Here is a 25872-nt window from a genome sequence, read left to right on the forward strand (position 1 = left end):
CGCCGAAATCTCCACTATCCTCTTCGTCGGCAGCGTCAGAGGGGTATAAGAGACATCATGTATACAAGATCTCGCGGGCACGGCCTGCAGCGGGCCTGTCTCGCCCTCGCCATCGCCGGGTTTGGCCAAGCCGCCCACGCCGGAGACTTTCGCCTCGGCGACGAGGTGACCGGCACCTGGACGCTGAATGCCAGCCTTGGCACCAACATCCGCATGCAGGGACGCGACGCCGCACTGACGTCCTTCGGCAACGCCAACCACAACGACGGCAAGCCCGGCACAGGCGGCGGCAGCACCGATGACGGCGACCTCAACTTCGATCGCAACGATGTCACCTCCACCACGCTCAAGGTCGTGGGCGACGCCGAACTGCGCTACCGCAACTATGGCGCGCTCATCCGGGCCAAGGCCTGGCACGACTTCACCCTGAGCAACACCAGGGTCGATCACGGCCACTTCGACAACGGCTACGTGCCGGGTACGCGCCTCAACGACGATCACTTCGACGACGCCGCCAAATTCACCGGCGCCGAGATTCTCGATGCCTTCATCTACGGCGACTGGGAACTGGGCGAAAACACCCGGCTGAACATGCGACTCGGCAACCAGGTGGTGAACTGGGGCGAGAGCATCTTCATCCAGGGCGTCAACGTGGTGAATCCGATCGACGTGCCCGCTGCCCGACGCGCAGGCGCGCAAGTGCGCGAGATCCTGCTACCGGTACCGCTGCTCTACGGCAACCTCGGCCTGCCCGGCGGCGTCAGCCTGGAGGCCTTCTACCAGCTGCAGTGGAAGAAGACCGTCATCGACGGCTGCGGCACCTTCTTCTCGCCCGCCGACGTCATCAACTGCGGCGGTTCGCAGTTCGGCCCCGACGCGTTCTCCGACCGCGAGCACTACGACGGTATCGACGCGCTGGGCGGCCTCAACGTACGCTCACTGCGGCTGGACGACGCCAAGCCCTCCGATGCCGGCCAGTACGGGCTCGCCCTGCACTGGCTGGAACCGGAAAGCGAGACCGACATCGGCCTGTATTACGTCAACTACCACACCCGCACGCCCTTCCTCAGCCTGTCGAGCAAGCCGTCCGAACCGGGCTCGCTCTACGGCTCGGTGGCACCGCTGTCCTATCGTCTCGACTATTCCGCCGAGAACATCAAGACCTTCGGCCTCAGCCTGTCGAACACGCTGGGTGGCGCCTCGGTCATGGCCGAGCTGTCCTACACCCTCGACCTGCCGGTGCAGATCAACGGCGGCGATCTCGTCCAGTTCGGCGTGTCCGACGGCACACAGGGTCCGCTGGTCGGCCACCGCAACTACGACCCCGCCGGCGCCACCATTCTCGGCTACGACCGCATGGACAAGATCCAGCTCCAGCTCGGTGCGATCAATGTCTTCAGCCAGGTGCTTGGCGCGCAGTCGCTGCTCGCGGTGGGCGAGGTCGGATTCAGCTGGGCGCCGGACCTGCCCGACGCGAAGACCGGCGTGCGCTATGGCCGCGCCTTCACTTTCGGCACCGCCTGGCATCCGTCCTATACCAACCCCGCACTGGCCACCCCTGCCGGCTGCAGCGCCGCCAACATCGCCGGCATGGACACCCCCGCGAACTGCGCGCAGGACGGATTCGTCACCCCGTTCGCGTGGGGCTACCGCCTGCTCGGCGAGCTGGAGTACCCAAATGCTATCGCGGGCTGGACCGCGAAGCCTCGCCTGTACTGGTCTCACGACGTCCACGGCAATGCCGCCGACGGCACCTTTCTGGACAACCGCCGCACCCTGGGGACAGGGCTCGCCCTGTCGCGGTTGTCCGATGGCCGGCGTTGGACAGTGGACATCGCCTACACCCGCTTTATCGACGGCGCGCGCTGGGACACCAACCGCGACAAGGACTTCCTCGCCGCCAGCCTGAGCGTGGCCTTCTAAGGAGAATGAACATGCGTCGATTTCACCCCGCCCGATCCGCCCGACCGCTCGCCGGCCTGCTGCTGTTGCTGGCGATCGGCAGCGCCCACGCCGCCATGACCGCGGACGAACTCGCCCGTCTCGGCAAGGACCTTACCCCAGTCGGCGCCGAGCGCGCCGGCAACGCCGCCGGCACCATCCCGGCGTGGACCGGCGGGCTCACCAAACCGCCGGCCGGCTTCGACATCAATCAGGGCCACGCCAACCCCTATGCCGACGAAAAGCCGCTCTACACCGTCACCGCGCAGAACTGGGAGCAATACAGGCAGGTGCTGTCCGACGGCCACATCGCCATGCTCAAGCGCTATCCCGAGACCTACCGTCTCGACGTCTACCCCACCCACCGCAGCGCGGCGCTGCCACAGGCCGATTACGACCGCATTCGCGCGCAGGCCGGCGCGATCGCCGTCAATCCGGGCGGTACCGGGCTGGATAACTGGGACCGCAGCGCCGTGCCCTTCCCGATACCGAAGAACGGTCTGGAGGCGATCTGGAACCACGAAGTGCGCTCGCGCGCCGGCGGCATCGAGCGCCGCCATCTGATCGGGGCCGTCAATCCCAACGGCAGCTTCAACGCCTACGGCGTGGACGAAAGCTGGATCTTCGCGCAGAACATGGATCGCCAGGAAGACAACCGCTTCTGGTACTTCATGGCACGCATGTACTCGCCGGCAGACGTCACCGGTGAAGTGGTGATGGTGCACGAACCGCTCGACTTCGCCCGCGATGGCCGCCTCGCCTGGGTCTATAACGCCGGCTTGCGCCGCGTGCGGCGCGCCCCGCAGATCATCTACGACTCGCCGGGCAGCTTCTCCGAGGGCACGCGGACCGAAGACGACTACGACATGTTCAACGGCCCCACCGACCGTTACGAGTGGAAGCTGGTCGGCAAGCGCGAAATGCTGATCCCCTACAACAGCTATGCCATCCATTCGAAGAAGCTCAAGGCCAGGGACGTAGTGAAGCCGCACCACCTCGATCCGGCGCTGACCCGCTACGAGCTGCATCGGGTGTGGGTCGTGGAGGCCACGCTCAAGGAAGGCGCGCGTCACATCTACGCCAAGCGCGTGTTCTACCTCGACGAGGACAGCTGGACCATCGCGGTCAAGGAACAGTACGACGGGCGCGGCCAATTGTGGCGCGTGGGCGAGGCCCAGTTGATGCAGTACTACGACCTGCCGCTGCCCTATTACGCCTTCGAGAACATGTACGACCTGCAGGACGGTCGCTATTTCGTCGCCGGGCTCAGCAACGAAGAAGGACCGTGGCGCTTCGGCGCCAAGGCGCGGCGCGCAGACTTCGACCCCGACGCTCTGCGCCGCAGCGGCACCAAGTAAGCAGCGGCCACGACCGCGCACATCGGGGGCACCGGCTCGACCCGGTGCCCCGCCCACAGGGATATCTCCATGACGCGCTTTCCCCTTGCCACCCTGGCGGCAATTGCCGTGCTGGCCGCTGCCGCCACTGCCGGCGCCGGTCTGGCACCACGCACCGCCACCGCACCGATCGACCTTCTCGACACACCGTCGCCGCAAACACCGCGAGCAACGGCCCAACTGATGACCAGCCTGGTAAGCGCAGGCACGCGCATGCTCGCCGCTGGCGCACGCGGCACCATCGTCTACTCCGACGATGGTGGCCGCCACTGGACACAGGCCGCCGTGCCGGTGGCAGTGATGCTGACCGCGCTGCACTTTCCCTCGCCCCGGAACGGTTGGGCGGTGGGTCACGACGGCGTCATCCTTCACAGCCGCGATGGTGGCGCCAGCTGGCAGCGTCAGTTCGACGGCGCAGACGCCAACACGCAGATGCTGCGCTGGGCAAAGACCCGGGTCGACCGCGCACGGAAGACCCGCGACGACGCCTCCGGCGCTGCGCGCGATACCGCCGAGAATGCCCTCGCCGCAGCCGAAGACGGGCTCGCCGGCGTCGAGCAGGCGGTCTCGTTCGGTCCCTCGCAGCCCTTCATGAGCGTGTGGTTCCGCAACCCGCGCGAAGGTTACGCGGTGGGCGCCTTCGGCATGGCCTTCACCACCATCGACGGCGGCGAGCACTGGACCCTGTTCGCAGACCGCCTGCCCAACCCCCATGACCTCCATCTCTACGCCATCGCCTCCCCCGCCCCCGGGGTGATGCTGATCGCCGGCGAACGCGGGCTGATGCTGCGCTCGGACGACGCCGGCGCCACCTGGCAGGCACAGCCGGATCTCACCGACGGCGGACTCTACGGCCTGATCAGCCTGGCAGACGGTCGTACCGTGCTGGCCTATGGGTTCGACGGCAGCGTACTGCGCAGCGCCGATCTCGGCGTGAGCTGGCAAGCGGTGGAGAGTGGCACTCGCAGCGCGCTCTATGGTGCCGCGCGGTCCGCGGACGAAGTGCTGCTGGTAGGCAACAACGGCGTCCGTCTGCGCACCAACGGTGAGCACTTCGACGTGCTGCCGGCCGGCGACGGCCGCCCGCTCACCGCCGCCGCATTCGGACCTGCCGGATGGGTGCTGGCCGGCTGGGGCGGCCTCGCCCCCGCAACCACCGGATCGTCAGGAGCAGCAAGCCATGAATGAAGCCTCCACATCCGCTGCCCGGCCCTCGCACGGTGGCGTGCTGAAGCACCTGGAACGCCGGCTGGAAGCAGCGCTCTTCCGTCACCGCGCCGCCACCGTCGCCGTCTTTGCCCTGCTTACGCTGTGGCTGGGCTGGGTCGCGCTCGGCCTGCGCCCGGACGCCAGCTTCGAGAAGATGATTCCCACCCACCACCCGGCCATCGCCAACTATCTCACCCACGAGGACAGCCTGCGCGGCCTCTCCAACGTGGTACGGGTGGTGGTCGAGAACCGTCATGGCGATATCTTCGACCCCGCCTTCCAGGACGTGCTGCGCAAGGTCAACGACGAGATCTTCTACATTCCCGGCGTGGACCGCGCCGGCATGCGCTCGCTGTGGACGCCGAACGTCATGTGGGGCGAGGTCACCGCCGAAGGTTTCGAAGCCGGCCCGGTGATTCCCGACGGCTACGACGGCTCGCCTGCCGCCATCGACCAGCTTCGCGCCAACGTCTTTCGCTCCGGCGAGGTCGGCACCCTGGTTGCCAACGACCTGCGCTCGGCGCTGGTGCTGGTGCCGCTGATGGAACGCAACCCGGAGACGGGCGAACGCCTCGACTACGGCCGCTTCGCCACCGATCTGGAGGAGCGAATCCGCACCCGTTACGAGCGCGACGCGGTGGGCATCCGCATCGTCGGCTTCGCCAAGGTCATCGGCGAGCTCATCGATGCGGCCGTCCCCATCCTCGGTTACTTCCTGCTCACCCTGGTCCTCACTGCCGCGCTGCTGTTCTGGTACTCGCGCTGCCTGCGCAGCACCGCCACCACCATCCTGTGCTGCCTGATCGCGGTGGTATGGCAACTCGGCATCGTGCGCCTGCTGGGCTACGGACTGGACCCCTACTCCATCCTGGTGCCCTTCCTCACTTTCGCAATCGGCATCAGCCACGCGGTGCAGAACATCAACGCCACCGCCAACGCGACACTCGACGGTGCCGACAAGATCGAGGCCGCGAAACGCTCTTTCCGCAGCCTCTTCGTTGCCGGCACGGTGGCCTTGCTGTGCGACGCGGTCGGCTTTGCCACCTTGCTGATCATCCGTATCGGCGTGATCCAGGAGCTGGCGATCTCGGCCAGCATCGGCGTGGCGGTGATCATCTTCAGCAAGATGTTCCTGCTGCCGGTGCTGATGTCCTGGACCGGCGTGTCGCCCGCCGCGGTGGCCCACGCTTGCAACCGCCGCGCCCACCTGCCCTGGATGTGGCAGCAAGTGGCACGCTGCGCACAGCCACGACCGGCGGCGGTCGTGACGCTCGCCGGGGCAGCCCTGCTGGCGCTGGGCCATTGGGGTGCACGCGACCTGCAGATCGGCGACCTCGACCCCGGCGCGCCCGAGCTGCGCACCGATTCGCGCTACAACCGCGACGCCGCCTACCTGGTGCAACACTACGCCACCAGCACCGACGTGTTCGTGGTGATGGCCGAAACCCCGCCGCAGGGCTGCCGCGACTACCAGGTACTGGCCGGCATGGACCTGCTTGCCGCCGAGCTGGAACGCGTACCCGGGGTGCAGCGCACGATGTCGATGTCCGACTTCGCCTATCGCGTGCTCGCCGGCAACAATGAAGGCAACCCCAAGTGGTACGCCATCAGCCGCAACAAGTACGCGCTCGGCGGCGCCTTCCAGAAGACGCCCAAGGAGTTCATCGGCAACGGCTGCGCGATGACGCCCTTCGTCGTGTACCTCAACGACCACAAGGCCGCCACGCTGTCGGCGGGGATGGCCACCGTGCGCGACTTCGCCGCCCGCTACGACTCGGACAAGGTGCGTTTCACCCTGGTTGGCGGCAATGCGGGCATCGAAGCGGCCACCAACGAGGTCATCGGCGACGCCGAGCGCACCATGCTGATGCTGGTCTACGCCATCGTAGCGCTGCTGCTGCTCATCGAGTTCCGCTCGCTGCGGGCCACACTGTGCATCGTGGTGCCGCTCTACATCACCTCGGTTCTGTGCGAGGCCATCATGGCGTGGATGGGGTTGGGCGTGAAGGTGGCCACGTTGCCGGTCATCGCGCTCGGCGTCGGCATCGGCGTGGATTACGGCATCTACATCTACAACCGCCTGCAGTCCTACCTCGAGCGCGGCCACCCGCTGGCCGAGGCCTACCTGCTCACCGTCGCCACCACCGGGCGCGCGGTCGCCTTTACCGGCCTGACACTCGCGGTCGGCGTGCTCACCTGGGTCGGCTCCGCGATCAAGTTCCAGGCCGACATGGGCCTGCTGCTCACCTTCATGTTCCTGTGGAACATGGTCGGCGCCCTCGTGCTGCTGCCCGCCCTGGCCCGTCTGCTGCTGCCCACGCCCAAGCCGGCATCGGTCACCCCGCCCCCCGTTCCATCCACGACTCATCACACCGCGCCCGAACTTCACGTGGCCGAACCGCAAAGGAGCTGAACACCATGATCCCGATCGAAACCCGCCTGATGGACCTCACCGGCCGCGTCGCCCTCATCACCGGCGGAGCCTCCGGCATCGGCCGCGCCACCGCCCACGCACTGGCCGCGCAAGGTGCCCGCGTCATCGTCGCCGACATCAACGAAGCCGGCGGCTGGGAGACCGCGGACGCCATCGGCGTGGCCGCCGGTTTCGTACATCTCGACGTGACGGACGAGACCGCCTGGTGCCGCGCGCTCGACTATGTCCTCTCCACCGAAAGCCACCTCGACATCCTCGCCAACGTCGCCGGCATCGGCCTCGGTGGCGACTTCGAGGACCTGACCCTGAACGACTGGAACCGTCTGCTGGCGGTCAATGCCACCGGCCCCTTCCTGGGTTGCAAGCACGCCATCCGCGCCATGGCCGGCAGCGGCCGCCCAGGCGCCATCGTCAATGTCGGCTCCATCGCAGCCACTCATGCCGCGCCCGATCTCGCCGGCTATTGCGCCAGCAAGGGCGCCCTGCGCATGCTGAGCAAATCGGTGGCGCTGCACTGCGCGCACAAAGGCCACCCCATCCGCTGCAATGCCATCCACCCGACCTATGTGGACAGCGAAATGCTGGACCCGATCGCCGCGCTGTACGGCGGGCGTGACGCGATGATGCAGGCGATGTCGCGGCTCGTGCCGATCGGCAGACTGGCAACGCCCGCCGACGTCGCGGCGGCCGTCGTGTTCCTCGCGTCTGACGCCGCGGCAATGATCACCGGAACGGAGTTGTTCGTCGATGGAGGACAGACGGCGGGCATCCCACCGTCCCATTTCGGATGACGCGACAAGGGCTACGGGCATTGAAATCCGCCACACTGCGACTGTCGGAATTTCTTACAGTCATCAGGATTTGGTTGCTATCACCATCCTTGATATGACGATCTATGTATCTAATTGCAAATAAATTGTTCAGTGCAATTCGATCCGTGGCGTGGATATTGCTCGGTCAGGTTTTTTGCCCGGGACACTGACAATCATGAAAACATTGCGTCTCTCCGCTGTCCGTGTGATCACCCCTCGAAGTGAAGTGATTCGGAATCACGCCCGCAAGCTTAAGAGTGCCCTGCGTCGCGTCCTCGAAGCCGGTGCCGTGATCGCGGCGACCGCGTTTGCCTCGGCGCCTGCTCACGCGCTGCCGGTGATGCAAGTCACCATTCAGCCTTGGCAGGTCTGCGACGACGCCGGCAACAATTGCGCTGTCACCAACCTCTTCAACGCATTCACCCAGAAGATTTGGGCGCAAGCCGACATCATCGTCAATTTCCTGGCCATTCAGCAGGTCAATAGCTCCGCCCGTCTGAACGAGACCAACTTCTCCGATCTCGGAAACGTCGGCGACGCATCGATCATCGACCTCTGGTTCGTCAACGACCTGAGCGATTGCGGCGGAAACTACGGGTTTGGCAGTTTGTATGGCTGTGGCACGTCGGGCGGCTGGTTCGCAATGACCAAGTGGGTGTATGACTTTTCGCCGATCGGGCGGGTCGATACGCTGTCGCACGAACTTGGGCATGTTCTGGGGCTGGGGCATAACGACTTCGGCGCGGGCGGCGCGGACAACCTGCTGACCTCGGGCGGAAGTCGCAGCATTGCGCAGGATCTCGGCGATGTGAATCCGGATGGGCTCGGACTCGAAAAGCTGACCGCGCAGCAGATCGCCGAGGCCCGTTCGAGCGATTTCGTATCTGACGTGACGAACAGCGTCCCGGAACCCGGCACGCTGCTGCTGGCTGCGCTTGCGCTCCTTGGCGCCCGCTTGACGCGCAGGAAGGCTGTTGCCTGATTGTGCCCGATTCAAATCCGGTGCCGACACGGCGGCGGCCATGCTGCCGCTCCGTGTCGTGTCCCTTTTCTGTCTGGTCCTGGCATTGACGCTGTTACAGGCCTGTACCGGGGTCGAAGCGGCCGACGTCATCGTGCGGCCGCCTGAATCCGAGACACGGGCCTCCCCTTCGGGGACTTTCGTTCTTGAACTGGCGTTGCAGCCGCAAGGCAGTCCGCATGCGCCTCGCGCAACGGCCACGCTGTTACGGATCGACGCCTCGGCGCGCAAGGTCCTGTGGACGCGAACCCTGCCCCACCGGCCGCGCCCACGCTTCGTCCTCGTGGGCGACGGAGGACAGGTCGTTCTGCTCGACGAATGGTTGAACGTGCGCAGCGATCTCGCCGTGATGGTCATCGATCGCCACAACGAGATACTCGCGCAGCTTGACCTCGAAGCCGTCCGGGCTGCACTTGGCGTCCCCATCGCAGACCTGGCGCCACACGCCCGATATGGTCTGTGGATCCAGACGCCACCGACGATCAACCAACAAGGCGATGCCGTCGAAGTCGCCGCAGCGGATCGGGTGCTATCGATACGGTTCAGTGACGGGGCGCTGTCGGTCCGCTGAGGTTGGTCCGCGGACCTTGATCTGCTGCCGCCTTTTGCCGCCCCCGACTCAGCCCCGATACCCCTTCGGGCTCACGCCAGTCATCCGCCTGAACGTCGCCGAGAAATGGCTCAGGTTCTTGAACCCGCAGCGACGGGCGATCTCCGCCACCGGCAGGCTTTGCTCTTCGCGCAGCAGCACCCTCGCCCGCTCCAGCCGCTGCGACAGCACATAGTGGTAAGGCGTCTGTCCGACGGTATCGCGGAATGCACGCAGAAAATGGTCTTTGGAGATGCAGGCGAGATCGGCCAGGTCCTGTAGCCGGATGTCTTCGTGCAGACGCTCATGGATGAGCGCGGTAATCCGCTTCAGCACGCTCTGGCGCAGCTGGTTGCCGCCAGCGCCGCGCTCCAGCACGCGCTCGCAATCGGCGCGGCGTTCCCGGCTGTAGTGCGTCACGAGGTGACGGATCAACAGGCTCTGGATCTGGTCGAGCACCAGGGTTTCCAGACGTGTGCCATGCCCTGCCGCGGGTGGCGCCTCGCTCGTGAGCATGCGAAAGAAGCCATCGAGCCAGCTGTCGTTGACTGCGAAGAAGTCGTCGATCTCCGGGCACGCATCGCACTCCAGCGTATCGCGGGCAAAACCATCGAGCATGGCCTGCGGCAGGTAGAGGTGGATCACCTGCGTATTGCCGCCCAGGCGCCAGTCCGATTCGGAATCCCGCGGCATGAAAGTCACCGATCCAACCCGTGAGCGAAAGCCGGTGACCATGCCTTGTTGCAGGCGCTCGACGTCGGTATTGCCGGACAGGTGATAGACCAGCACGTGTTCCGCGTTGCGGCGCAATTGTGATTCGCCTGCCGGATGATTCCAGCGCGCACCGAAGATCGCGCCATTGTGGCCTTCCATCACATAGTCAGGCCCCGAACTGGTGGCGTGAGCAATGAGTTGAGGGGTCGATACGAGCGCGCCCATCTATGTCTCCTCTGTATGGGTACTGCTTTTCTTATGCAAGCCATTGTAGGCGCGTCGTTTTTCCAAATACAGGGCAGGACTTTGCAGATATCGCGAAAGTTATCCTCCGCCACGCGCGCCGGATCGCCAGCGGGCTAGAGTGCTCGGCACCAGGGCGCCCCGCACGAGGGCCGCCACACAACAGGAGACAGACATGCAGGGACTGCTCGCACAACGCGTAGTGATCGTCACCGGGGCCGGATCAGGCATCGGCCGCGCCGCGGCCGAGGTGATGGCGCGCGAAGGCGCCATCGTGATCGCCAGCGACCTCAAGCTCGCCAGCGCAGAAGAGACGGCGCAGCACATCAGCGCGAGCGGCGGCCGTGCCATAGCCATCGGCACCGACGTCTCGAAGCTGGACGAGCTCGATGCGCTGCACGATTTCACCATCAAGGAGTTCGGTCGCCTCGACGGCGCATTCAATAATGCCGGCATACCGGGGCCCGGCGCGGCACTCGCCGATCACGACGAAGCCGCCTTCGACACCCTTGTCGCGATCAACCTCAAAGCGGTGTGGTACGGCATGAAGCGCCAGATCGAACTCATGTTGCCGCGCGGCGGTGGTGCCATCGTGAACACCGCCTCGGTAGGCGGCATCGTCGGCAAACCAGGGTTGTCGGTCTATTGCGCCACCAAGCACGCGGTGATCGGCCTGACCAAGACCGCCGCCCTCGAATACGGCAGCCGCGGCGTGCGGGTCAATGCAGTATGCCCGGGCGTTATCCGCACCCCGATGGTGGACATGGTGATTGCCGCCCAGCCCGACACCGCCTCGGAATGGGACAAATTGCAGCCGATCGGCCGTATGGGCACCTCGGAAGAGATTGGCGAGGCCGTGGCGTGGCTGATGTCGCCGCGCGCCTCGCTGGTGCACGGCCATGCACTGGTGGCCGACGGCGGACTGACCGTCGCCTGAACACTGAACAGGGGAAATGGTGCCCCTCCTCTTTGCCCGGCCCCGCGCCGGGCATTTTTTCACTCAAGCGGACCTGTTCAATTGTTGGCGCATCCAATGATTGTGCTTGCTATTAAATAGTGTCCTACATAAACTGCCGCACATGAACTCGACGCCCACCCTGCAAGCAACGACCACCACCGACTTCTCGCTTCGGCTCGACGATCAGCTGTGCTTTGCGCTGTACTCGGCCAGCCTGGCGATGAACAAGGTCTACCGGAAGGCGCTCGCCCCGCTGGGGCTGACCTATCCGCAGTATCTGGTGATGATGGTGCTGTGGGAAAAGGGTGAGCAGATCGTGTCCGAGATCGGCGAACAGCTGGCGCTCGACTCCGCCACGCTGACACCGCTGCTCAAGCGCCTCGAAGCGGCCGGACTGGTGTCGCGCGCACGGGCACGGGCCGATGAACGCCAGGTCATTGTCACGCTGAGCCCGGCAGGGCAGGCACTGAGGCACCAGGCCAGGGGCATTCCCGCCGACGTGCTGTGCGCCACTGGCTGCACGCCCGCGCGCCTCGGGATACTCAAGGCTGAACTCGAAACCCTGCGCGATCACCTACTGCAAGCGGGCTGAGCATGCGCAGACACGCCTGACCCCAAAGCCTACACCATATTAATCGCACACGATTTAATCGCAATCAATCTCTCCGGAAAGGCGACAGCCGGAGCAGAACCAACCCCAACGTCGCACCCTGACAGGAGTATCAACATGCTGGAAAAAGCCCTCTACCAAGCCCATGCAAAAGCCACCGGTGGCCGTGACGGCCGTGCCGTCAGTTCGGACGGCGTGCTCGACGTCAAGCTCACCACGCCGAAGGAACTCGGCGGCGCCGGCGGCAACGGGACCAACCCGGAGCAACTGTTTGCCGCCGGTTACTCGGCCTGCTTCATGGGGGCGATGAAATTCGTCGCCGGCAAGGAAAAGATCGCCCTGCCCAATGACTTGACCATCGAAGGCATCGTCGGCATCGGCCCCATCCCGACCGGATTCGGCATCGAGGTGGAACTGCGCATCGCCGCGCCGGGCGTCGACAAGGATGTACTGCGCGCGCTGGTCGACAAGGCTCACATCGTGTGCCCCTACTCCAACGCCACCCGCGGCAACATCAGTGTCACGCTGACGCTGGTCTGATGCACCGCTGACGCTGGCGGGGGGCCGGAACGGGCGCCCCCGTCGCGGCGGAAGCCCCTCTGCCAGGCCGCAGCGTTCGCACCGCTCAACACCCGCTTGCCCGAGCGCTGCCTGGCGGGCAATGCGGTCGCAAGCCACTTTGGATGGGGGAGGTCCAGGTTCTCCATGCAACCGATCCGGCATCCGGCCACCTGCTGCGTCAGCCAGGCACCCGTCACCCGATCGGCCTGGCAATGGGCCATCCACCCTCATGCCCCGCCACGGAAACACGAATACCCCCATGCCGTGCACTTGAATGGCAGGTGGTAATGCTCGTCCGGTGCGGACAGGCCGAACTCGAAGCACACAACGTCGAGAAACGGGGGGGCGGGAAGACGCTGGGACTGCGTGCGATACCAGTCCGCCACATGGAAACGCACCCGCACCCGCCCCGGCTCGAAGCGCGCCGACAGCGCGGCGGCATCGAGCGTACCGCGAGACGAGATCGTGCCATCCGCAATCGCGGCAAAAACCCCCGCGTCGCCTGCGGCGAAGTCCACCTCCACCCGCATGCCCTGCGCCACCCTGCCGCTGGCGACATCCACCACATGAATCGACATGCCCGGCATGGCGCGGCCCTATCGCATCTGGCGGGTCAGGCCCGCGGTGCGCTCGGCGATGATCATCAGTCCGAGCGTGAGCATGACGATCACGCCGGACGCCGCAGCCGTACGCACGTCGAGGTTGGATTCGATCTGCTGCCACAGGTGAATCGGCAACACCTCGGTGCGCTCGTCGGCGAGAAACAGCGAAACCGGCACGTTGTCGAACGAAGCCATGAACGCCAGAAAGGCACCGGCCGCGATCCCCTTCGCAATCAGCGGCAGGGTGACGCGGCGAAAGGTCGTCCATTCGCTCGCCCCCAGGCTGCGCGAGGCATCGAGCAGGGCGGGGTCGAGTTGTGTCATCGCGGCAATCGTGGTGCGCAGCACGAAGGGCACGCATACGATGGTATGCCCCAGCACCAGAAAGGTGACGCTCGGCCGGAACCCCATCTGATTGACGAAAATCAGGCCCGCGAAACCGAAGGCGAGTGCCGGCAGCAACAGCGGCGACATGAACAGCACATCGCAGGCCCGTATCCACGGGTGGCGGCTGCGTGCCATCGCAATCGAGGCCGGCGTCCCGAGCAGTACGCACAGCAGCGTCGTACATACCGCGATCTGCAGGCTGTTCCATGCCGCACGCTGCATCTGGTCGGCATCGAGCAGGGCTTCGTACCAGCGTAACGAGAAGCCCGTGGGGGGAAAGCGCAGCGATTCGCTGTCGGTAAACGACGTGATCAGGATCACCAGCGTGGGGGCAACCAGAAAGATCAGGGCCACCGCGGCCAGCAGGCCGAACACCAGCCGCAGCGACACGGCCTCCCAGTCCGGACGAGCGCGTGGATCAGACATGTTTCTCGAACCTCCTGCCAAAACCATTGAGCACGGCCACGACCACCAGTACCGCCACCATGAAGATCACCGAGATCGCCGCAGCGAACGGCCAGTTGTTGGCACCGACCGCCTGCTGGTAGATGAACAGCGGCATGTAGATCAGGCGCGCACCGCCGATCAGCGTCTGGGTGACGAAGGCGGTGATCGACGCGGCATAGGTCAGGATGCAGCCGGCAATGATGCCGGGCATCGACAGCGGCACGGCCACGCGCCACAGCGTACGCCACTGGCCCGCACCGAGTGCCTGCGAGGCGTCGAACAGATTGCTGTCGATGCGCGACAGCACGGTCAGGATTGGCAATACCATCAAGGGCATCTGCACCTGGGCAAGCACGATGATGACGCCCGCCTCCGAGTACAGCAGTCGCAAGGGCTCATCGGCCAGCCCCAGTCCAAGCACGATCTGGTTCAGAAGGCCGTGCCGGCCAAGGATGACGATCCACGAGAACGTGCGCACCACCACGCTGGTGAGAATGGGCAACACCACCAGGAAGATCAGCACGCTTTGCCAGCGCACATGGGCACGGGCGCAGATCCACGCGACCGGAAAACCGAACAGCAGACACACCAGCGTCGCCTTCACGCCCAGCCACAAGGTGTCGAACAGGATGGAGGCATTGAAGCGATCGCCCACGAACGCCGCGTAGTGGCCGATGGTGGCCACGCCACCGTCTGGCCCGGCGGCAAGCGACAATGCGACGAGCACGCACAGCGGCGCCACAAAGCACACCGCAAACAGCGCGGTCAGCGGCAGCGTGAGCCGCGTCGTCGATGCAGTGCTCATCGTCCAGGCCTCCGGTCAGGCGCGAATCTCGCGGTTGAAGCGGTCGATCAGCGCGCTGCGCTGCGGGTTGAGCGCCGCCCAGTCCAGCCCGCGGATTTTCTCCAGATCGGCCTGAGTGCGCGCAATGGTCTGCGTCATCGCACCCTGCAACGCCACCTTGCCGTTGGTGGGAATGACGTCGTAGGGCGGCTTCATCATCGCCGCCTGCACCGCGGCATCGAGGTGCGTGTCGATGTAGCGCGTGGCCAGCTCGGGCACCCTGGAGCCCGCCACCACATGCATGCTGGTCTGCCAGCCGACCGGCCCCGTCTCCGGCACCACGAACTCCACCGGCACGCCCTTACCCTTCAGCGTCTGCACGAAGTTGAAGTTGTAGGGCGCAATATCCACCTGCTCCTGCTGCCACAGCGTGGCGTAGGCCCCGAGGTTGGCCGCGATCGCCCCCACCGACGGCAGCAGCTCGCGCAGCGCCTTGAAGGCGGGGCCGAAATCGGCGTCCGTTCCGCCCTTGATGCGGTTGAGCTCGGCGAGGAAGGCGATGCCCAGCTGGCTGTTGAGCGCGGTCAGCCCCACCCTGCCCTTGTAGCGCGGGTCCCACAGATCCTCCCAGCGCGTGGGCGGCGTCTTCACCCGCTCGGGGTTGTAGGCGATGCCGATCACCTGCATCGAGATCTTCGGGCCCCACTTGTCCTGAAAGGCCGGCAGCAGCTCGCCGTAGTGCGGCGACTTCGCCACCGGATACTCCATGATCAAGCCCTGCTTGACCGCATCGAGTACCTGCGGCGAATCGAAGATCGCCACGTCGAACGGCGGCGTCCCACCCTTTGCGGCCTCGAGCCGCGAAATCTGGTCGGTGCCGAGAATGATCGACTGCACCACCGAGGCATCGATCCCCTTCATGAACGCGGGCTTCAGGATGTTGCGATGCGCTTCGTTCCAGGTGCCCGGAAAGGTGGCGGCAACCAGTTCCTCGCCAGCGGCACGGGCGAGGCCCGGCAGCAAGGCCCCCAGACCCAGCGCACTGCCTGCCATGAGGAAGTCCCTGCGGGAGAATGCATTTCGGCTATTCATGATGGTTCACTCCAATGTGTGGGTCAGACGGGAAATGCGCGATATCCGGCTGGCGGCACCGGTGCGGCGAAAATGCGTGTACCTGAAAGCAGGAATTCGTCGCCGCGCTTGCGCGGCACGCTCACCTTGATGTCCGTGCCGTCGCCGACGGCGATGTCGTAGAGCACCTGGGGCCCGAGCGGCATCACCGCCTTGATGACGCCGGTAATGGCGTTGTCCAGCGGCGCGGTCTGCAGCGTCAGGTGTTCGGGCCGGATGCTGACCTGCACCTGCGCGCCGGTCGCCAGACGGCTGCCTTCGGCCAGGGCGATGCGTTCTCCACAGGCCAGCGTCACCTGCTGCCCCGCCCCCGCCATCTCGCCCGCAATCCCCGGCAGCACGTTGGTGGAACCGACGAACTGGTTCACGAACAGCGTCTCCGGACGGTCGTAGATGTCGGTGGGCGAGGCGATCTGTTCGATCCGCCCGCGGCTCATCACCGCCACCCTGTCGGCCATCGACAAGGCTTCTTCCTGATCATGGGTCACCAGCACCGTGGTGATGCCGTATTCGCGTTGCAGGCGCTTGACCTCGATCTGCATGTCAAGGCGCAGGTTCTTGTCGAGGGCGCCGAAAGGCTCGTCCAGCAGCAGGATCTTGGGGTCGACCGCGAGGCAGCGCGCCAGCGCAATGCGCTGCTGCTGGCCACCGGAAAGCTGGCGCGGATACCGCTCGGCAAACTCGCCCATGTGCACCAGGTCCAGCATCTCGTCGACACGGGTCTTGAGCCGCGCCGCCGGCACCCGCTGCACCTCCAGACCATAGGCAATGTTCTGCCGGATCGTCATGTGCGGAAACAGCGCGTAGTTCTGGAACACGATGCCCACGCCGCGCTTGTTGGGCGGCAGGTGATCGACAGCCTCGCCATCGAAAAACACCTTGCCTTCGGTCTGCGGCATGAAGCCGGAGATGATTCGCAAGAGCGTCGACTTGCCGCAGCCCGACGGCCCGAGCAGGGCGACAAGCTCGCCCGCGCCGATTTTCAGGTCGATGTCACGCACGGCCACATAGTCGCCGAAGCGCTGGGTAATGCCCGCCAGGTGAAGCTCGTGTCCGCGTCTGCTTTCCATGCTCAACTGCCCCGATAGGTCGAATAACTGAACGGTGTGCACACCAGGGGCACATGGTAGTGTCGGTCCGGTGCGCCGATGACGAATCGCACCGGCACCACGTCGAGGAAGTCTGCGGTGCTCGCACCACCGTGCTGGCGGCGGAAATAGTCGCCCACCTTGAACTCGAGCTGATAGGTGCCGGCCCGCATGGCAGCATCTACCAGGATCGGCTGATCGGTACGCCCGGCGGCATTGGTGCTGCCGCTGCCGAGCAGGCGCCACGCGTCGCCGTCCTGCCCCAGCAGATCGTAGCCGACCCCGCAGGCCGCCTGCCCGCTCACGGTGTCGAGCACATGGGTACTGAGCCAGCCGCAGGCGATGCCGAAGCGCTTGGCCAGCCGGCCGCGCACGACCTCGCCGATCTGCGCCAGGGCGATGCCCATCTCCACCGTCGGCGGGTTGTCCAGGCGCCGCGTCATCTCATCGAAGATCGACACCAGATCAGGGTGCAGGCGCAGTGCGGTGATGAAGGGATAGCCGAAGCGTTCGCGGTAGGCGCGGTTGAGTTCGGTCAGCCGTGCCAGCTCGGCAGCCTGCAGGCGCGTCAGGCCGAGGCGCGCCTGCTCCAGGCTCGAATCGTCGGTCATCTCGCCGGCCAGCGCCTCGCGCCCGGCCAACTCGGGGTGGCCGCGCAGCAGGTGCAGGCGCTCGTCCAGCGTGGCGGCATGCATCGCCGCCTGCAGCGCGGCATGCAGCGACCACACCGAGGCAAAGGGCCGCGCCGCCGCGGCCCGTTCGACGACCCAGGGCGAATGCTCGACCACCTCACCCAGCACCGCCACGAAGCCCGCAGCCGGCAAGGCATTGATCTGCTCGAGCGCAAGGCTGGATGGAAGCGGACGGGCGTCGGTCTGGTGCATGGTGCGCTGCCGTAGAAGTCGGTGACAACTGCAGTCTGGCGTACCCCGGGTATTGCCGTCCATCGCAGAATAAGCAAGTATGTGTTGCCAAAATTAGCATGGACGACACCTGTCATGAGCCTCCGCCTGCTGCCCAGAATGCTGAACTACGTGGACGAGGTGGCACGCTCGGGCTCGATCCAGGGCGCGGCCCGCGTGCTCAGCATCTCGGCCTCGGCAATCGATCGCCAGATCCTCATGCTCGAGGACGAACTCGGCGCCCCCCTGTTCGAGCGCCAGGCCGGCGGCATGCGGCTCAGCCCCGCGGGCGAGCTGATGGTGGCGCTCGCGCGGCGCTGGCGTCGCGACGCCCATCGCGTGGCATCGGAGATCGAGCAGCTCAAGGGCGTGCACCAAGGCTTCCTGCACCTCGCGGCGATGGACAGCCATGCCAACGGCTTTCTGCCCAGCTTCGTCGAGCGCCTTACGCGCGAACATCCGCGCGTTCGCGTCGAGATCGACATCGTCAGTACCGACCAGGCAGAACGTGCGCTCACCGATGGCGAGGCCGATTTCGTCGCTGCCTTCAATCTCAAGGCCAGCCGCGAAATCCACCTGGTGTGGAGTGCCGATCTTCCACTCGGGTGCATCGTCGCCCCCGGCCACCCGCTGGCGTCGAGCGAATCGCTCACGCTCAAGCAGGCCGCGGCCTACCCGCTGGCGCTGCAAAGCCGCGCCCTGATGATCCGTCGCTATCTCGAGAGCCGCCATGGATGGCTGTTTTCGGACGGCGAGCCCCCGGTCGCCACCAACTCGCTGCAACTGCTCAAGCGCCTGGTCAGCGCGGGCACCCACGTTGCGTTCACGTCGGAGCTCGACGCCGCGCCGGAGATTCTCGACGGCAGGCTGAAGTTCATACCGCTACAAGGCCGCGATCTCAGCGCACAGACCGTTGCCGTCGCCGTCAGCGCGCGCCGGCCGCTGTCGCGCATAGCACGCATCGTGGCCGACATCCTCGCGGAAGAGGTGCAAGCCTCGCTGGATGCGGTGCGGGCGTTTCGCGCCCTGCCCCCGCAATGACCACCGGAGGCATCGCATGAACACGGAAAACCGCGCGGTCTCGTGCCTGGGCTGCGCGCACTACTACATCACCCACGACACCGCGCTGCCATACGGCTGCCACGCCCTGCGCTTCAAGAGCCGCGCCCAGCCATGGCGCGAAGTGCTGGCGGCATCCGGCAGCCCGTGCCAGTATTTCGCTGCAAAAGCGGCAGCCACACGCGCCGGACGGGATTGAGCGCGCGACACGATTCGTGCTGAACCTTGCGTTCATCCACGAGTCATCCCCCAGACAGCCTCAACAAGGACACCACCATGGCCCACCCGCGTCTTCTCGCCCTGTGCGGCAGCGCCCGCAAGGACTCGTTCAACCGTCTCGCCCTCGCCGTCGCCATCACCGGCGCACAGCGCGCGGGTGCCGAGGTGACCTTCGTCGAGCCGCGCGAGTTCGTGATGCCGCTGTACGACGGCGACCTCGAAGCCAGCGACGGCCTGCCCGAAGCGGCCATCCGCCTGCAGCAACTGTTTGCCGAGCACGATGGCGTCATCGTCGCCACCCCCGAATACAACGGCTTCTTCACCCCGCTGCTCAAGAACACGCTCGACTGGGTATCGCGCCCGCTGCCCGGCGGCACCGGCCAGCCCGGCACCATCCATCTGCGCGGCAAACCTGCGGGCCTGGTCACCGCTTCGCCCGGCGCACTTGGCGGCATCCGCGCCATGCAGCACGCGCGGCTGTACCTGTCGAACCTCGGCCTGGTCGTCGTGCCCGAACAGGCCGCCGTGTCGGCCGCCAACAAGGTGCTCGGCGTCGATGGCAGCGTGAGCGACGATCGCACCCTGGGCATGCTCGAGAGCGTCGGCGCAGCGGTAAGCAAGCTGGCCGCCGCACTCGGCACGCGCGCGGGCTGAAGCAGCTGACACCCTGCCCCCATCGCCACGCCCGATGAAACGCAGAACCTTTCTCGCCCTCGCCGCGCTGCCCCTGCTGCTGGCGGCCTGCGGCAAGCAGCCGGCGCTGCCGACCATTCCGCCGGACGCGCGCGTGCTGGCCTTCGGCGACAGCGTCACTTATGGCACCGGCGCCGCCGCGGGCGAGGACTGGCCCACCCTGCTCGCGGCCCGCACCGGCTGGCAGGTGGTCAATGCCGGCATCCCGGGCGATACGGCACAAGCGGCCGCCGCGCGCATCCAGCCGCTGCTCGACACGCATCGGCCTCAGCTCGTGATCATCGAGATCGGCGGCAACGACTTCCTGCGCCGGCGCTCGCAACGCGCCGTCAAGGAAGACATCCGCGGCATCGTCGGCGCGGTGAAAAGTGCCGGCGCACAGGCGGTGCTGGTGGCCGTGCCCGCGCTGTCGCTGTTCGGCCTCGCCGCGAGTAAGGCGAGCGACGCACCGCTGTACGAAGACCTCGCCAAGGAGGAAGGCATCGCGCTCATTCCCGACGTCTTTTCCGACATCCTCTCGCGCCCCGAACTCACCGCCGACAAGATCCACCCCAACGCCCATGGTTACCAGCAGATGGCCACCGCCATCCACGCCCGCCTGCAACAGATCGGGCTGGCACGCAAATAGCGTAATACCCGTTTCCGCGCCGCCGCCGATTTCACTTGCAGCCCCCACCCCGATGAACGGATGATCCATTCTCGGCAATGGATTGTGAGGTCGATGGTCGGCAACGCGGCAGCCCCGAAACGCAAGAACCGCGCGGCCCTGACAGCCGCGCGAACAACACCAGAGGAGTTTGCGAACATGAACCAGGAAACCATTTGGAGCGCCCGCTACCGCGACGCCGGTGACGACTACCTGTTCGGCACCCAGCCCAATCGCTTCCTCGCCCATCGGCTCGACCTGCTGCAAAGCGGCCGCACCGCGCTGTCAGTGGCAGACGGCGAGGGCCGCAACTCCGTATGGCTGGCCGAGCAGGGGCTCGAGGTCACCGCCATCGAGATCTCCGCCGTCGCCGTCGAAAAAGCCCGACACCTCGCCGCCGGACGCAAGATCGACGTCAACTTCATCCAGGCCGACATGCTCGCCCCCGGCTGGCCACCCGCAGACATGCACGATGCCTTCGACTGGGTGATCGGCATCTTCATCCAGTTCGTCGGCCCGGAATGGCGCGAACGCCAGTTCGACGTCATGAAGCGCATCACCGCCCCCGGCGGCCGCATCCTGCTGCAGGGCTACACCCCCAAACAGCTCGAATACAAGACTGGCGGCCCCTCCGCCGTGGAAAACCTCTACACCGAAGACACCCTGCGCGACGCCTTTGCCGACTGGGAGATCGAAGAACTGGTCGAATACGAAGACGATGTCGACGAAGGCAGCGGCCACAAAGGTCGCTCGGCACTGATCGGCATGGTCGCACGCAAGCCCGCCTGACCGCCGCCAACGAAGGCCATGCAACCGCGCTCGACGGTTGCATGCGGCTATTAGCCCGGCAATCAATTAGATGACGAATGCTGGAGTTCAACGCGTTCGCTCCCTCCCCTTCAAGGGATCGGAGCAGACGTGGTCCCCCCGAGCCTCATTAGCAGGTGCCTTCCCCTTGTATGTTCAAGGAAAGTGAAGGAACGGAGCTCCTCCCCCTTCAAGGGGGAGGTTGGGAGGGGGATGGGTTTTGTGGCAACCCTCGGAACCCATCCCCACCCCAGCCCGGTAGCCAGCGCGAAGACACGCTGTAAGTTCAGACCTCCCCGAGCGACCAATGGGTATGGACTCCGCCCGGCTGCCTGGCCGCCAGCGGCTGAGGCGGACGCACATCGCCATGCCATCCAAAGGAGGGAAACATGAACCGACGTCAAACCTTCCACACCCTGCTGGGCACCCTTCTGATCCCCCTCGGCGTCCACCGCGTCGCCGCGGCGGCGGACACGGGCAAGCCCGAGCTGGTCATGTCGAAGGCCGAATGGGCCAGACTGCTGCCCAAAAGCGCCTTCGAGGTGCTGTTCGAGGAGGCCACCGAGCCGCCAAACAGCAGCCCGCTGAACCACGAAAAACGCGACGGCACCTACGTCTGCGCGGCATGCTTCCTGCCGCTGTTCGATAGTGCCACCAAGTACGACAGCGGCACCGGCTGGCCGAGCTTCTGGCAGCCGCTCGCCGGCGCAGTCGGCACCAAGCTGGACTTCAGGCTGATCTGGCCGCGCACCGAGTACCACTGTTCGCGCTGCGGCGGGCACCAGGGCCATGTGTTCGACGACGGCCCCAAGCCCACCGGAAAACGCTACTGCAACAACGGCCTCGCGCTGCAATTCGTCGCGCAGGGCGAGCCGCTGCCGTCGCTGCGCACTTGACGACCTCGCGTACGGCGCGGCATTCCCCGCCTGCAGCCGCGCTGGCGCGGTCGATCAAGCGCACACCGGCATGGCCGTTCCGGCGCAGCGCCCGGACAGCCTGAACGGGAAGTCTCAGACGTGGCGCAGGCCGCGCCGGGAGACCGTCAGGATCGCCGGCTATTTGCGCGCCTTGCCCTTGGGCTCGAGCTTCCGCCAGTGCTGGAACGCATCCTCATGGATCTCGATATCGAGATCCATCACCCGCATCTGCATCCGCTCCTGAGCATCGGCCACGCCCTGGTTGTACAGGAGCGGACCGATCTCCTCGACAAAGAAGCCCAGCAGCGCCCCCGCCGCGATGTTGCCGATCGGCTCGTCCATGTTCTCGCGGAAATAGCGCTCGATCGACGCAATCGCCTGCGCCCTCACGTCCTTGTTCAGTTCAATGGCCATCCGATCCTCTCCATACCTTGTGTGCCCTATTCGGCATTCAACCGATCCATTGTGCATTTCGCTCAATGCACATCGCGTGTGACGAAGTTGTTATTCGGATTCCGGAACAGTACGTACCATGCTGTTCAAACGCGTCCAACATGCCCGCAAAACGCGGAACGGTGTGGCCGAATCCAGATTTCGTCTTACTATTTCATTGGAGTCAATGCATGTATCGGAAGTCAAAGGTCATCATCGCCGCCCTGCTGATTGCCGGCGCGAGTTCGGCAAACGCAAGCCTCGTGAATTTCACCGTAAACAACTACGGCCCCAGCTACGGCAGCTTTTCGGGCGTAGACACCAACGCCAACGGCTATCTCACTCAGGACGAACTGACCTCGTTCTTGTTCGATCGAGTCGATTTCGGGCATCACGTCACACTTGCGACCCTGTTCGGCTTTGGCGACTTCAATCTGATCACCAACACCTGGTTGCCCAATGGCGCCGGCTGGGGCGGCAATGGCGCCTACTTCAGCTGGAACGGCGGCGGCAACGCGGTTCACAGCACTTGGGCAGATGTCAGTACCACGATCGCGCAACTCGACGCCCCGAATAACGTGCCGGAACCGACATCGCTTGCCTTGCTCACCCTTGGCATGGCGGGGATCGCTGCGATTCGCCGCAAGAAAGCGGCCTGAGCGGCGACGGAAGCCACCACAAAACAAAGGGCGCCTCGGCGCTCTTTTTTTTCTTGCCCCACCTCCTTATCAAACGCATTCACTTCACCCGAAGATGCGTTCGCTGCCCGTTGCAGTCAGGAGTGACCTGTCGCCCAGCGCTGCCAAGTGAATGACTGCTTCAATTTGAATGCGGTGGAATGGCCAGACCGATCTCCTAGAGAAAGAAGGCCAGCAGCGCCCACGGCAGTAATGTTGCCGATCGGCTAGTACAGCCTCTCTCGGAAATAGCGCTCGACCGGCGCAATCGCCCCCACCCGCACATCCCTGTTCAGTTCAATGGCCATAGGGTCTCCAATGTGTGTCCTCGCGCAGCATCCCGATAATGCCCTTCACCCGTGATGGATTTGTCGCAACAGAGCGCGCAAGCGAATGTACTATGCCGTACGAGCACGCCAGATGCAGGCGCATGATGATCGTATTGCGAGACGGGAGACCACGCCCCGCGTCGCACACCCCTCATGCAGCCATCGGCCCGGTCCAACCTCAGACATTGAACACACGATGGCCAAATTCCTCAACACCAGCGCAACGAACTACTTCCTCGAAGAGCTCATCAAGAACGCCACTGATCGACTCATCCTGATCAGCCCCTTCCTGAAACTCAACGACCGCATGAAGGAACTGCTCGCCGACAAGAACCGCCTCAAGATCGATGTCCGCATCGTCTATGGCAAGAGCGAGCTGCAACCGGAAGAAATCAACTGGCTGAAAGAGCAAACCTACATCCGCACCAGCTTCTGCAAGAACCTGCACGCCAAGTGCTACATGAACGAGGAACTGGCCATCATCACCAGCCTCAACCTGTACGAATTCAGCCAGGTGAACAACAACGAGATGGGCGTACTGATGCGCCGCGCCGACGATGCCGAGCTTTATCGCGAAACCTACGAAGAAGCGCAGCGCATCATCCGCATCAGCGACGAAGTCCGCATCTCGCTCGAACGCGTCAGCGCCGACCCGCAAACCGAAGACGATGGCAAAGCCGAGACCGAAGAGCACTCGGACAAGGGCGACAAGCTGACGACATCGAAACTGGCGCAGAAGTCAGGAATGAAGACCGCCGAGTTTCTGGATCGGCTGGTGGCCGGCGGGCTGCTGGAATTACGGGATGGAAAACATTACCTGACAGCGAAGGGTAAGGAAGCGGGCGGGGAATTCCGCATGAGTTCGCGATTTGGGCCTTATTTTCTGTGGCCTGAGGGGTTGGGGGTTTGAGGGGTTGAGGAAACCCGAGGCCGGCTCCTCCGCCTGCTCACCCGCCCCCTTCGTTTCGCCCCCGCCCTCGATGGTGCCCACCGCAAGTGCCAGCGGTCCGACACTCTGGTAGCTGCCGACGCTGCCGTCTTCGCGATGGATGCGCACGATGTTGACCGCACGTGCGGCCAGCGCCGGCCATTCCTGCGCACTTCCGTCGAGCTGCAGCGCCGCGCCGCGCGGTGGGCGCGGAATGCGCAGGCGCAGGCTGACGACCGCATCTGCCAGTTCGACGCCGGTATCGTCGTACACACTGAATCCGGTTCCCACGCGACTTTCCACCGCGGGCAGATAGGTGAAGGGGTCGCGTGCGGCGAGGGTCTCGACATGCGCGCCCTCCAGACTGCCGGTGACACCATCGATTTGCAGCGCCTGGGCCAGGCGTGCCTGCAGCAGCGCACCGTCGCGACGCAAGGCCTTGTCATCCACCACCAGCTGTCCGCGCTCGCCGCTGGCGAGGAAGGGCGGTGGCGCACTGCCCACTTGCCAGTCCGGCGGCAGCAAGGCCATGGCCAGCGGCATCTGCACGTACACCCGCAACACATTCCCGTGCGGAACGACGTGGACGATGCGGGCCATGAAGTCCTGGAAGTGGGCGTGCGCCATGGCACTGAACGACAGCGCCATGGCGGCCAGCAGCCACGCCAGCGCGCGGCCCGCGCCGCGCGCCGCACTTGCCCTTACTTGCGCGGATCCCACAGCCGCTCACTGGTGGTGAGTTCATAGGCGCGCCCGTCGGGCGCGGTGACCAGTTCCAGCTGCATGCCCCACGGCGACATGAAGTAGATCCACGTCAGGCCCTTGAGCGGTCCGTCGGTAAACAGATGCGGCTCGCCGAGGAACTTGACGCCCTGCGCCTTCATGTTCTCCATCGCTACCTTCAGGTCATCGACATAGAAGGCGATGTGATGGCCGCCGATGTCGCTGTTCTTCGGCTCCACCTTGCGCTGGTCGGGCGAGGTGTACTCGAAGATCTCGAAGTTGGTGCCGTTGCCACAACGCACCAGATGGGCCACCGGAATCTCGGCCCGCGGATGGACGTTGAGGTTCTGCTTCATCCAGTCGTCCTTGAACGGCCCGAACGGCCCAATGGTGAAAAAGGCCTTGCAGCCCATCACACCGACGAAGAAGTCCACCGCCTGCTGCGCGTTCGGCACGGTAAAGCCGAAGTGCTCGACCCCGCGCATGCCCGGAACGCCCGCCTGTGCGGCCGGCAGCGCGGCGGCAAGGGCCAGGGTGGCAACGCAACGGCGCAGCAGCCCGCTACTTCTGGAACGGTTTTCGAGTTTCATGTCAGAGATTCCTTGATGTATT

At 65.2% G+C, this 25872-nt stretch carries 28 protein-coding genes; 18 read left to right on the plus strand and 10 right to left on the minus strand.

Features of this window, described 5'->3' with window-relative positions; genetic code table 11:
- Window positions 1–57: 57 nt before the first annotated feature.
- From J5J83_RS14270 to J5J83_RS14300, 7 genes are all read left to right on the plus strand, one after another.
- Window positions 58–1923: a DUF1302 domain-containing protein gene (locus J5J83_RS14270; RefSeq protein ID WP_212350218.1), complete on the plus strand. Its 1866-nt coding sequence runs from the start codon at window positions 58–60 to the stop codon at window positions 1921–1923.
- Window positions 1924–1934: 11 nt separating this feature from the next.
- Window positions 1935–3299, plus strand: coding sequence for a DUF1329 domain-containing protein (locus J5J83_RS14275; RefSeq protein ID WP_212350220.1), 1365 nt, complete (start codon window positions 1935–1937; stop codon window positions 3297–3299).
- A 69-nt stretch (window positions 3300–3368) separates the two neighbouring features.
- On the plus strand, window positions 3369–4526 hold the full coding sequence (locus J5J83_RS14280) for a YCF48-related protein (RefSeq protein ID WP_212350222.1): 1158 nt from the start codon (window positions 3369–3371) through the stop codon (window positions 4524–4526).
- Window positions 4519–6960: an MMPL family transporter gene (locus tag J5J83_RS14285; protein WP_249115726.1), complete on the plus strand. Its 2442-nt coding sequence runs from the start codon at window positions 4519–4521 to the stop codon at window positions 6958–6960. Before J5J83_RS14280 ends, J5J83_RS14285 begins: the two co-directional genes overlap by 8 nt.
- A gap of 5 nt (window positions 6961–6965) precedes the next feature.
- On the plus strand, window positions 6966–7772 hold the full coding sequence (locus J5J83_RS14290) for a glucose 1-dehydrogenase (protein WP_212350224.1): 807 nt from the start codon (window positions 6966–6968) through the stop codon (window positions 7770–7772).
- Window positions 7773–7968: 196 nt separating this feature from the next.
- Window positions 7969–8775, plus strand: coding sequence for a PEP-CTERM sorting domain-containing protein (locus J5J83_RS14295; protein ID WP_212350226.1), 807 nt, complete (start codon window positions 7969–7971; stop codon window positions 8773–8775).
- Window positions 8776–8815: 40 nt separating this feature from the next.
- The gene (locus J5J83_RS14300; RefSeq protein ID WP_212350228.1) at window positions 8816–9385 is read left to right on the plus strand and encodes a hypothetical protein; all 570 of its coding nucleotides are present in this window, start codon (window positions 8816–8818) and stop codon (window positions 9383–9385) included.
- A 48-nt stretch (window positions 9386–9433) separates the two neighbouring features.
- Here the strand turns inward: J5J83_RS14300 and J5J83_RS14305 are convergent, their stop codons facing one another.
- Complete coding sequence (locus J5J83_RS14305) at window positions 9434–10342, minus strand: AraC family transcriptional regulator (RefSeq protein ID WP_212350230.1); 909 nt, start codon at window positions 10340–10342, stop codon at window positions 9434–9436.
- A 193-nt stretch (window positions 10343–10535) separates the two neighbouring features.
- Here J5J83_RS14305 and J5J83_RS14310 point away from each other — a divergent pair, with 193 nt between their 5' ends.
- From J5J83_RS14310 to J5J83_RS14320, 3 genes are all read left to right on the plus strand, one after another.
- A complete protein-coding gene (locus J5J83_RS14310) occupies window positions 10536–11297 on the plus strand; it encodes a glucose 1-dehydrogenase (protein ID WP_212350232.1) in 762 nt (253 codons plus the stop codon).
- A gap of 142 nt (window positions 11298–11439) precedes the next feature.
- Complete coding sequence (locus J5J83_RS14315; RefSeq protein WP_212350235.1) at window positions 11440–11910, plus strand: MarR family transcriptional regulator; 471 nt, start codon at window positions 11440–11442, stop codon at window positions 11908–11910.
- A 135-nt stretch (window positions 11911–12045) separates the two neighbouring features.
- The gene (locus J5J83_RS14320; RefSeq protein ID WP_212350237.1) at window positions 12046–12468 is read left to right on the plus strand and encodes an organic hydroperoxide resistance protein; all 423 of its coding nucleotides are present in this window, start codon (window positions 12046–12048) and stop codon (window positions 12466–12468) included.
- Between the two features lie 248 nt (window positions 12469–12716).
- Here J5J83_RS14320 and J5J83_RS14325 read toward each other — a convergent pair whose 3' ends face one another.
- Genes J5J83_RS14325 through uraD form a run of 6 tightly spaced genes read right to left on the minus strand, consistent with a single transcriptional unit; the run spans window position 12717 to window position 17812 of the window.
- Window positions 12717–13067 carry a hydroxyisourate hydrolase gene (locus J5J83_RS14325; protein WP_212350238.1) on the minus strand — a complete coding sequence of 117 codons (351 nt, stop codon included), beginning with the start codon at window positions 13065–13067 and terminating at the stop codon, window positions 12717–12719.
- Between the two features lie 18 nt (window positions 13068–13085).
- Window positions 13086–13904, minus strand: coding sequence for an ABC transporter permease (locus J5J83_RS14330; RefSeq protein ID WP_212350240.1), 819 nt, complete (start codon window positions 13902–13904; stop codon window positions 13086–13088).
- Window positions 13897–14730 carry an ABC transporter permease gene (locus tag J5J83_RS14335; protein WP_212350242.1) on the minus strand — a complete coding sequence of 278 codons (834 nt, stop codon included), beginning with the start codon at window positions 14728–14730 and terminating at the stop codon, window positions 13897–13899. The genes J5J83_RS14330 and J5J83_RS14335 overlap by 8 nt, the downstream gene beginning before the upstream one ends.
- A gap of 15 nt (window positions 14731–14745) precedes the next feature.
- Entirely contained in the window at window positions 14746–15801 is a 1056-nt protein-coding gene (locus J5J83_RS14340) for an extracellular solute-binding protein (protein ID WP_212350244.1), read from the minus strand.
- Window positions 15802–15824: 23 nt separating this feature from the next.
- Window positions 15825–16910 (minus strand): ABC transporter ATP-binding protein, encoded by a 1086-nt coding sequence (locus J5J83_RS14345; protein ID WP_212350246.1) that lies wholly within the window; start codon window positions 16908–16910, stop codon window positions 15825–15827.
- Window positions 16911–16912: 2 nt separating this feature from the next.
- Window positions 16913–17812, minus strand: a complete 900-nt coding sequence (uraD, locus tag J5J83_RS14350) for a 2-oxo-4-hydroxy-4-carboxy-5-ureidoimidazoline decarboxylase (RefSeq protein WP_212350248.1) — start codon at window positions 17810–17812, stop codon at window positions 16913–16915.
- 114 nt (window positions 17813–17926) lie between these two features.
- Here uraD and J5J83_RS14355 point away from each other — a divergent pair, with 114 nt between their 5' ends.
- From J5J83_RS14355 to msrB, 6 genes are all read left to right on the plus strand, one after another.
- Window positions 17927–18871, plus strand: a complete 945-nt coding sequence (locus J5J83_RS14355; protein ID WP_212350249.1) for a LysR family transcriptional regulator — start codon at window positions 17927–17929, stop codon at window positions 18869–18871.
- A 16-nt stretch (window positions 18872–18887) separates the two neighbouring features.
- Window positions 18888–19088, plus strand: a complete 201-nt coding sequence (locus J5J83_RS14360; RefSeq protein ID WP_212350251.1) for a hypothetical protein — start codon at window positions 18888–18890, stop codon at window positions 19086–19088.
- 77 nt (window positions 19089–19165) lie between these two features.
- Entirely contained in the window at window positions 19166–19762 is a 597-nt protein-coding gene (locus J5J83_RS14365; RefSeq protein ID WP_212350253.1) for an NAD(P)H-dependent oxidoreductase, read from the plus strand.
- A 34-nt stretch (window positions 19763–19796) separates the two neighbouring features.
- The gene (locus tag J5J83_RS14370; RefSeq protein ID WP_212350255.1) at window positions 19797–20429 is read left to right on the plus strand and encodes a GDSL-type esterase/lipase family protein; all 633 of its coding nucleotides are present in this window, start codon (window positions 19797–19799) and stop codon (window positions 20427–20429) included.
- Window positions 20430–20606: 177 nt separating this feature from the next.
- Complete coding sequence (locus J5J83_RS14375) at window positions 20607–21236, plus strand: class I SAM-dependent methyltransferase (protein WP_212350257.1); 630 nt, start codon at window positions 20607–20609, stop codon at window positions 21234–21236.
- A 407-nt stretch (window positions 21237–21643) separates the two neighbouring features.
- Complete coding sequence (msrB, locus tag J5J83_RS14380; protein WP_212350259.1) at window positions 21644–22150, plus strand: peptide-methionine (R)-S-oxide reductase MsrB; 507 nt, start codon at window positions 21644–21646, stop codon at window positions 22148–22150.
- Window positions 22151–22309: 159 nt separating this feature from the next.
- Here msrB and J5J83_RS14385 read toward each other — a convergent pair whose 3' ends face one another.
- Window positions 22310–22585: a DUF2164 domain-containing protein gene (locus J5J83_RS14385; protein ID WP_212350261.1), complete on the minus strand. Its 276-nt coding sequence runs from the start codon at window positions 22583–22585 to the stop codon at window positions 22310–22312.
- Window positions 22586–22794: 209 nt separating this feature from the next.
- On the opposite strand from J5J83_RS14385, the gene J5J83_RS14390 reads away from it, so the two are divergent.
- Window positions 22795–23262 carry a PEP-CTERM sorting domain-containing protein gene (locus J5J83_RS14390; protein ID WP_212350263.1) on the plus strand — a complete coding sequence of 156 codons (468 nt, stop codon included), beginning with the start codon at window positions 22795–22797 and terminating at the stop codon, window positions 23260–23262.
- Window positions 23263–23805: 543 nt separating this feature from the next.
- Window positions 23806–24519, plus strand: coding sequence for a phospholipase D family protein (locus tag J5J83_RS14395; protein WP_212350265.1), 714 nt, complete (start codon window positions 23806–23808; stop codon window positions 24517–24519).
- Here J5J83_RS14395 and J5J83_RS14400 read toward each other — a convergent pair.
- Complete coding sequence (locus J5J83_RS14400; RefSeq protein ID WP_212350268.1) at window positions 24406–25257, minus strand: hypothetical protein; 852 nt, start codon at window positions 25255–25257, stop codon at window positions 24406–24408. The genes J5J83_RS14395 and J5J83_RS14400 overlap by 114 nt on opposite strands.
- Complete coding sequence (locus J5J83_RS14405; RefSeq protein WP_212350270.1) at window positions 25239–25850, minus strand: VOC family protein; 612 nt, start codon at window positions 25848–25850, stop codon at window positions 25239–25241. Before J5J83_RS14405 ends, J5J83_RS14400 begins: the two co-directional genes overlap by 19 nt.
- Window positions 25851–25872 lie beyond the last annotated feature (22 nt).

Source organism: Azoarcus sp. L1K30 (assembly GCF_018122735.1).
Classification (GTDB): Bacteria; Pseudomonadota; Gammaproteobacteria; order Burkholderiales; family Rhodocyclaceae; genus Parazoarcus.

Bases quoted from the DNA above. Each gene is read 5' to 3' on its own strand.
- J5J83_RS14335 (WP_212350242.1), bottom strand. From the start codon at position 14,730: ATGAGCACTGCATCGACGACGCGGCTCACGCTGCCGCTGACCGCGCTG.
- J5J83_RS14305 (WP_212350230.1), bottom strand. From the start codon at position 10,342: ATGGGCGCGCTCGTATCGACCCCTCAACTCATTGCTCACGCCACCAGT.
- J5J83_RS14375 (WP_212350257.1), top strand. From the start codon at position 20,607: ATGAACCAGGAAACCATTTGGAGCGCCCGCTACCGCGACGCCGGTGAC.
- uraD (WP_212350248.1), bottom strand. From the start codon at position 17,812: ATGCACCAGACCGACGCCCGTCCGCTTCCATCCAGCCTTGCGCTCGAG.
- J5J83_RS14280 (WP_212350222.1), top strand. From the start codon at position 3,369: ATGACGCGCTTTCCCCTTGCCACCCTGGCGGCAATTGCCGTGCTGGCC.
- J5J83_RS14270 (WP_212350218.1), top strand. From the start codon at position 58: ATGTATACAAGATCTCGCGGGCACGGCCTGCAGCGGGCCTGTCTCGCC.
- J5J83_RS14275 (WP_212350220.1), top strand. From the start codon at position 1,935: ATGCGTCGATTTCACCCCGCCCGATCCGCCCGACCGCTCGCCGGCCTG.
- J5J83_RS14365 (WP_212350253.1), top strand. From the start codon at position 19,166: ATGGCCCACCCGCGTCTTCTCGCCCTGTGCGGCAGCGCCCGCAAGGAC.
- J5J83_RS14315 (WP_212350235.1), top strand. From the start codon at position 11,440: ATGAACTCGACGCCCACCCTGCAAGCAACGACCACCACCGACTTCTCG.
- J5J83_RS14295 (WP_212350226.1), top strand. From the start codon at position 7,969: ATGAAAACATTGCGTCTCTCCGCTGTCCGTGTGATCACCCCTCGAAGT.
- J5J83_RS14285 (WP_249115726.1), top strand. From the start codon at position 4,519: ATGAATGAAGCCTCCACATCCGCTGCCCGGCCCTCGCACGGTGGCGTG.
- J5J83_RS14300 (WP_212350228.1), top strand. From the start codon at position 8,816: ATGCTGCCGCTCCGTGTCGTGTCCCTTTTCTGTCTGGTCCTGGCATTG.
- J5J83_RS14330 (WP_212350240.1), bottom strand. From the start codon at position 13,904: ATGTCTGATCCACGCGCTCGTCCGGACTGGGAGGCCGTGTCGCTGCGG.
- J5J83_RS14345 (WP_212350246.1), bottom strand. From the start codon at position 16,910: ATGGAAAGCAGACGCGGACACGAGCTTCACCTGGCGGGCATTACCCAG.
- J5J83_RS14385 (WP_212350261.1), bottom strand. From the start codon at position 22,585: ATGGCCATTGAACTGAACAAGGACGTGAGGGCGCAGGCGATTGCGTCG.
- J5J83_RS14290 (WP_212350224.1), top strand. From the start codon at position 6,966: ATGATCCCGATCGAAACCCGCCTGATGGACCTCACCGGCCGCGTCGCC.
- J5J83_RS14310 (WP_212350232.1), top strand. From the start codon at position 10,536: ATGCAGGGACTGCTCGCACAACGCGTAGTGATCGTCACCGGGGCCGGA.
- J5J83_RS14320 (WP_212350237.1), top strand. From the start codon at position 12,046: ATGCTGGAAAAAGCCCTCTACCAAGCCCATGCAAAAGCCACCGGTGGC.
- J5J83_RS14325 (WP_212350238.1), bottom strand. From the start codon at position 13,067: ATGTCGATTCATGTGGTGGATGTCGCCAGCGGCAGGGTGGCGCAGGGC.
- J5J83_RS14340 (WP_212350244.1), bottom strand. From the start codon at position 15,801: ATGAATAGCCGAAATGCATTCTCCCGCAGGGACTTCCTCATGGCAGGC.
- J5J83_RS14395 (WP_212350265.1), top strand. From the start codon at position 23,806: ATGGCCAAATTCCTCAACACCAGCGCAACGAACTACTTCCTCGAAGAG.
- J5J83_RS14405 (WP_212350270.1), bottom strand. From the start codon at position 25,850: ATGAAACTCGAAAACCGTTCCAGAAGTAGCGGGCTGCTGCGCCGTTGC.
- J5J83_RS14355 (WP_212350249.1), top strand. From the start codon at position 17,927: ATGAGCCTCCGCCTGCTGCCCAGAATGCTGAACTACGTGGACGAGGTG.
- J5J83_RS14370 (WP_212350255.1), top strand. From the start codon at position 19,797: ATGAAACGCAGAACCTTTCTCGCCCTCGCCGCGCTGCCCCTGCTGCTG.
- msrB (WP_212350259.1), top strand. From the start codon at position 21,644: ATGAACCGACGTCAAACCTTCCACACCCTGCTGGGCACCCTTCTGATC.
- J5J83_RS14360 (WP_212350251.1), top strand. From the start codon at position 18,888: ATGAACACGGAAAACCGCGCGGTCTCGTGCCTGGGCTGCGCGCACTAC.
- J5J83_RS14390 (WP_212350263.1), top strand. From the start codon at position 22,795: ATGTATCGGAAGTCAAAGGTCATCATCGCCGCCCTGCTGATTGCCGGC.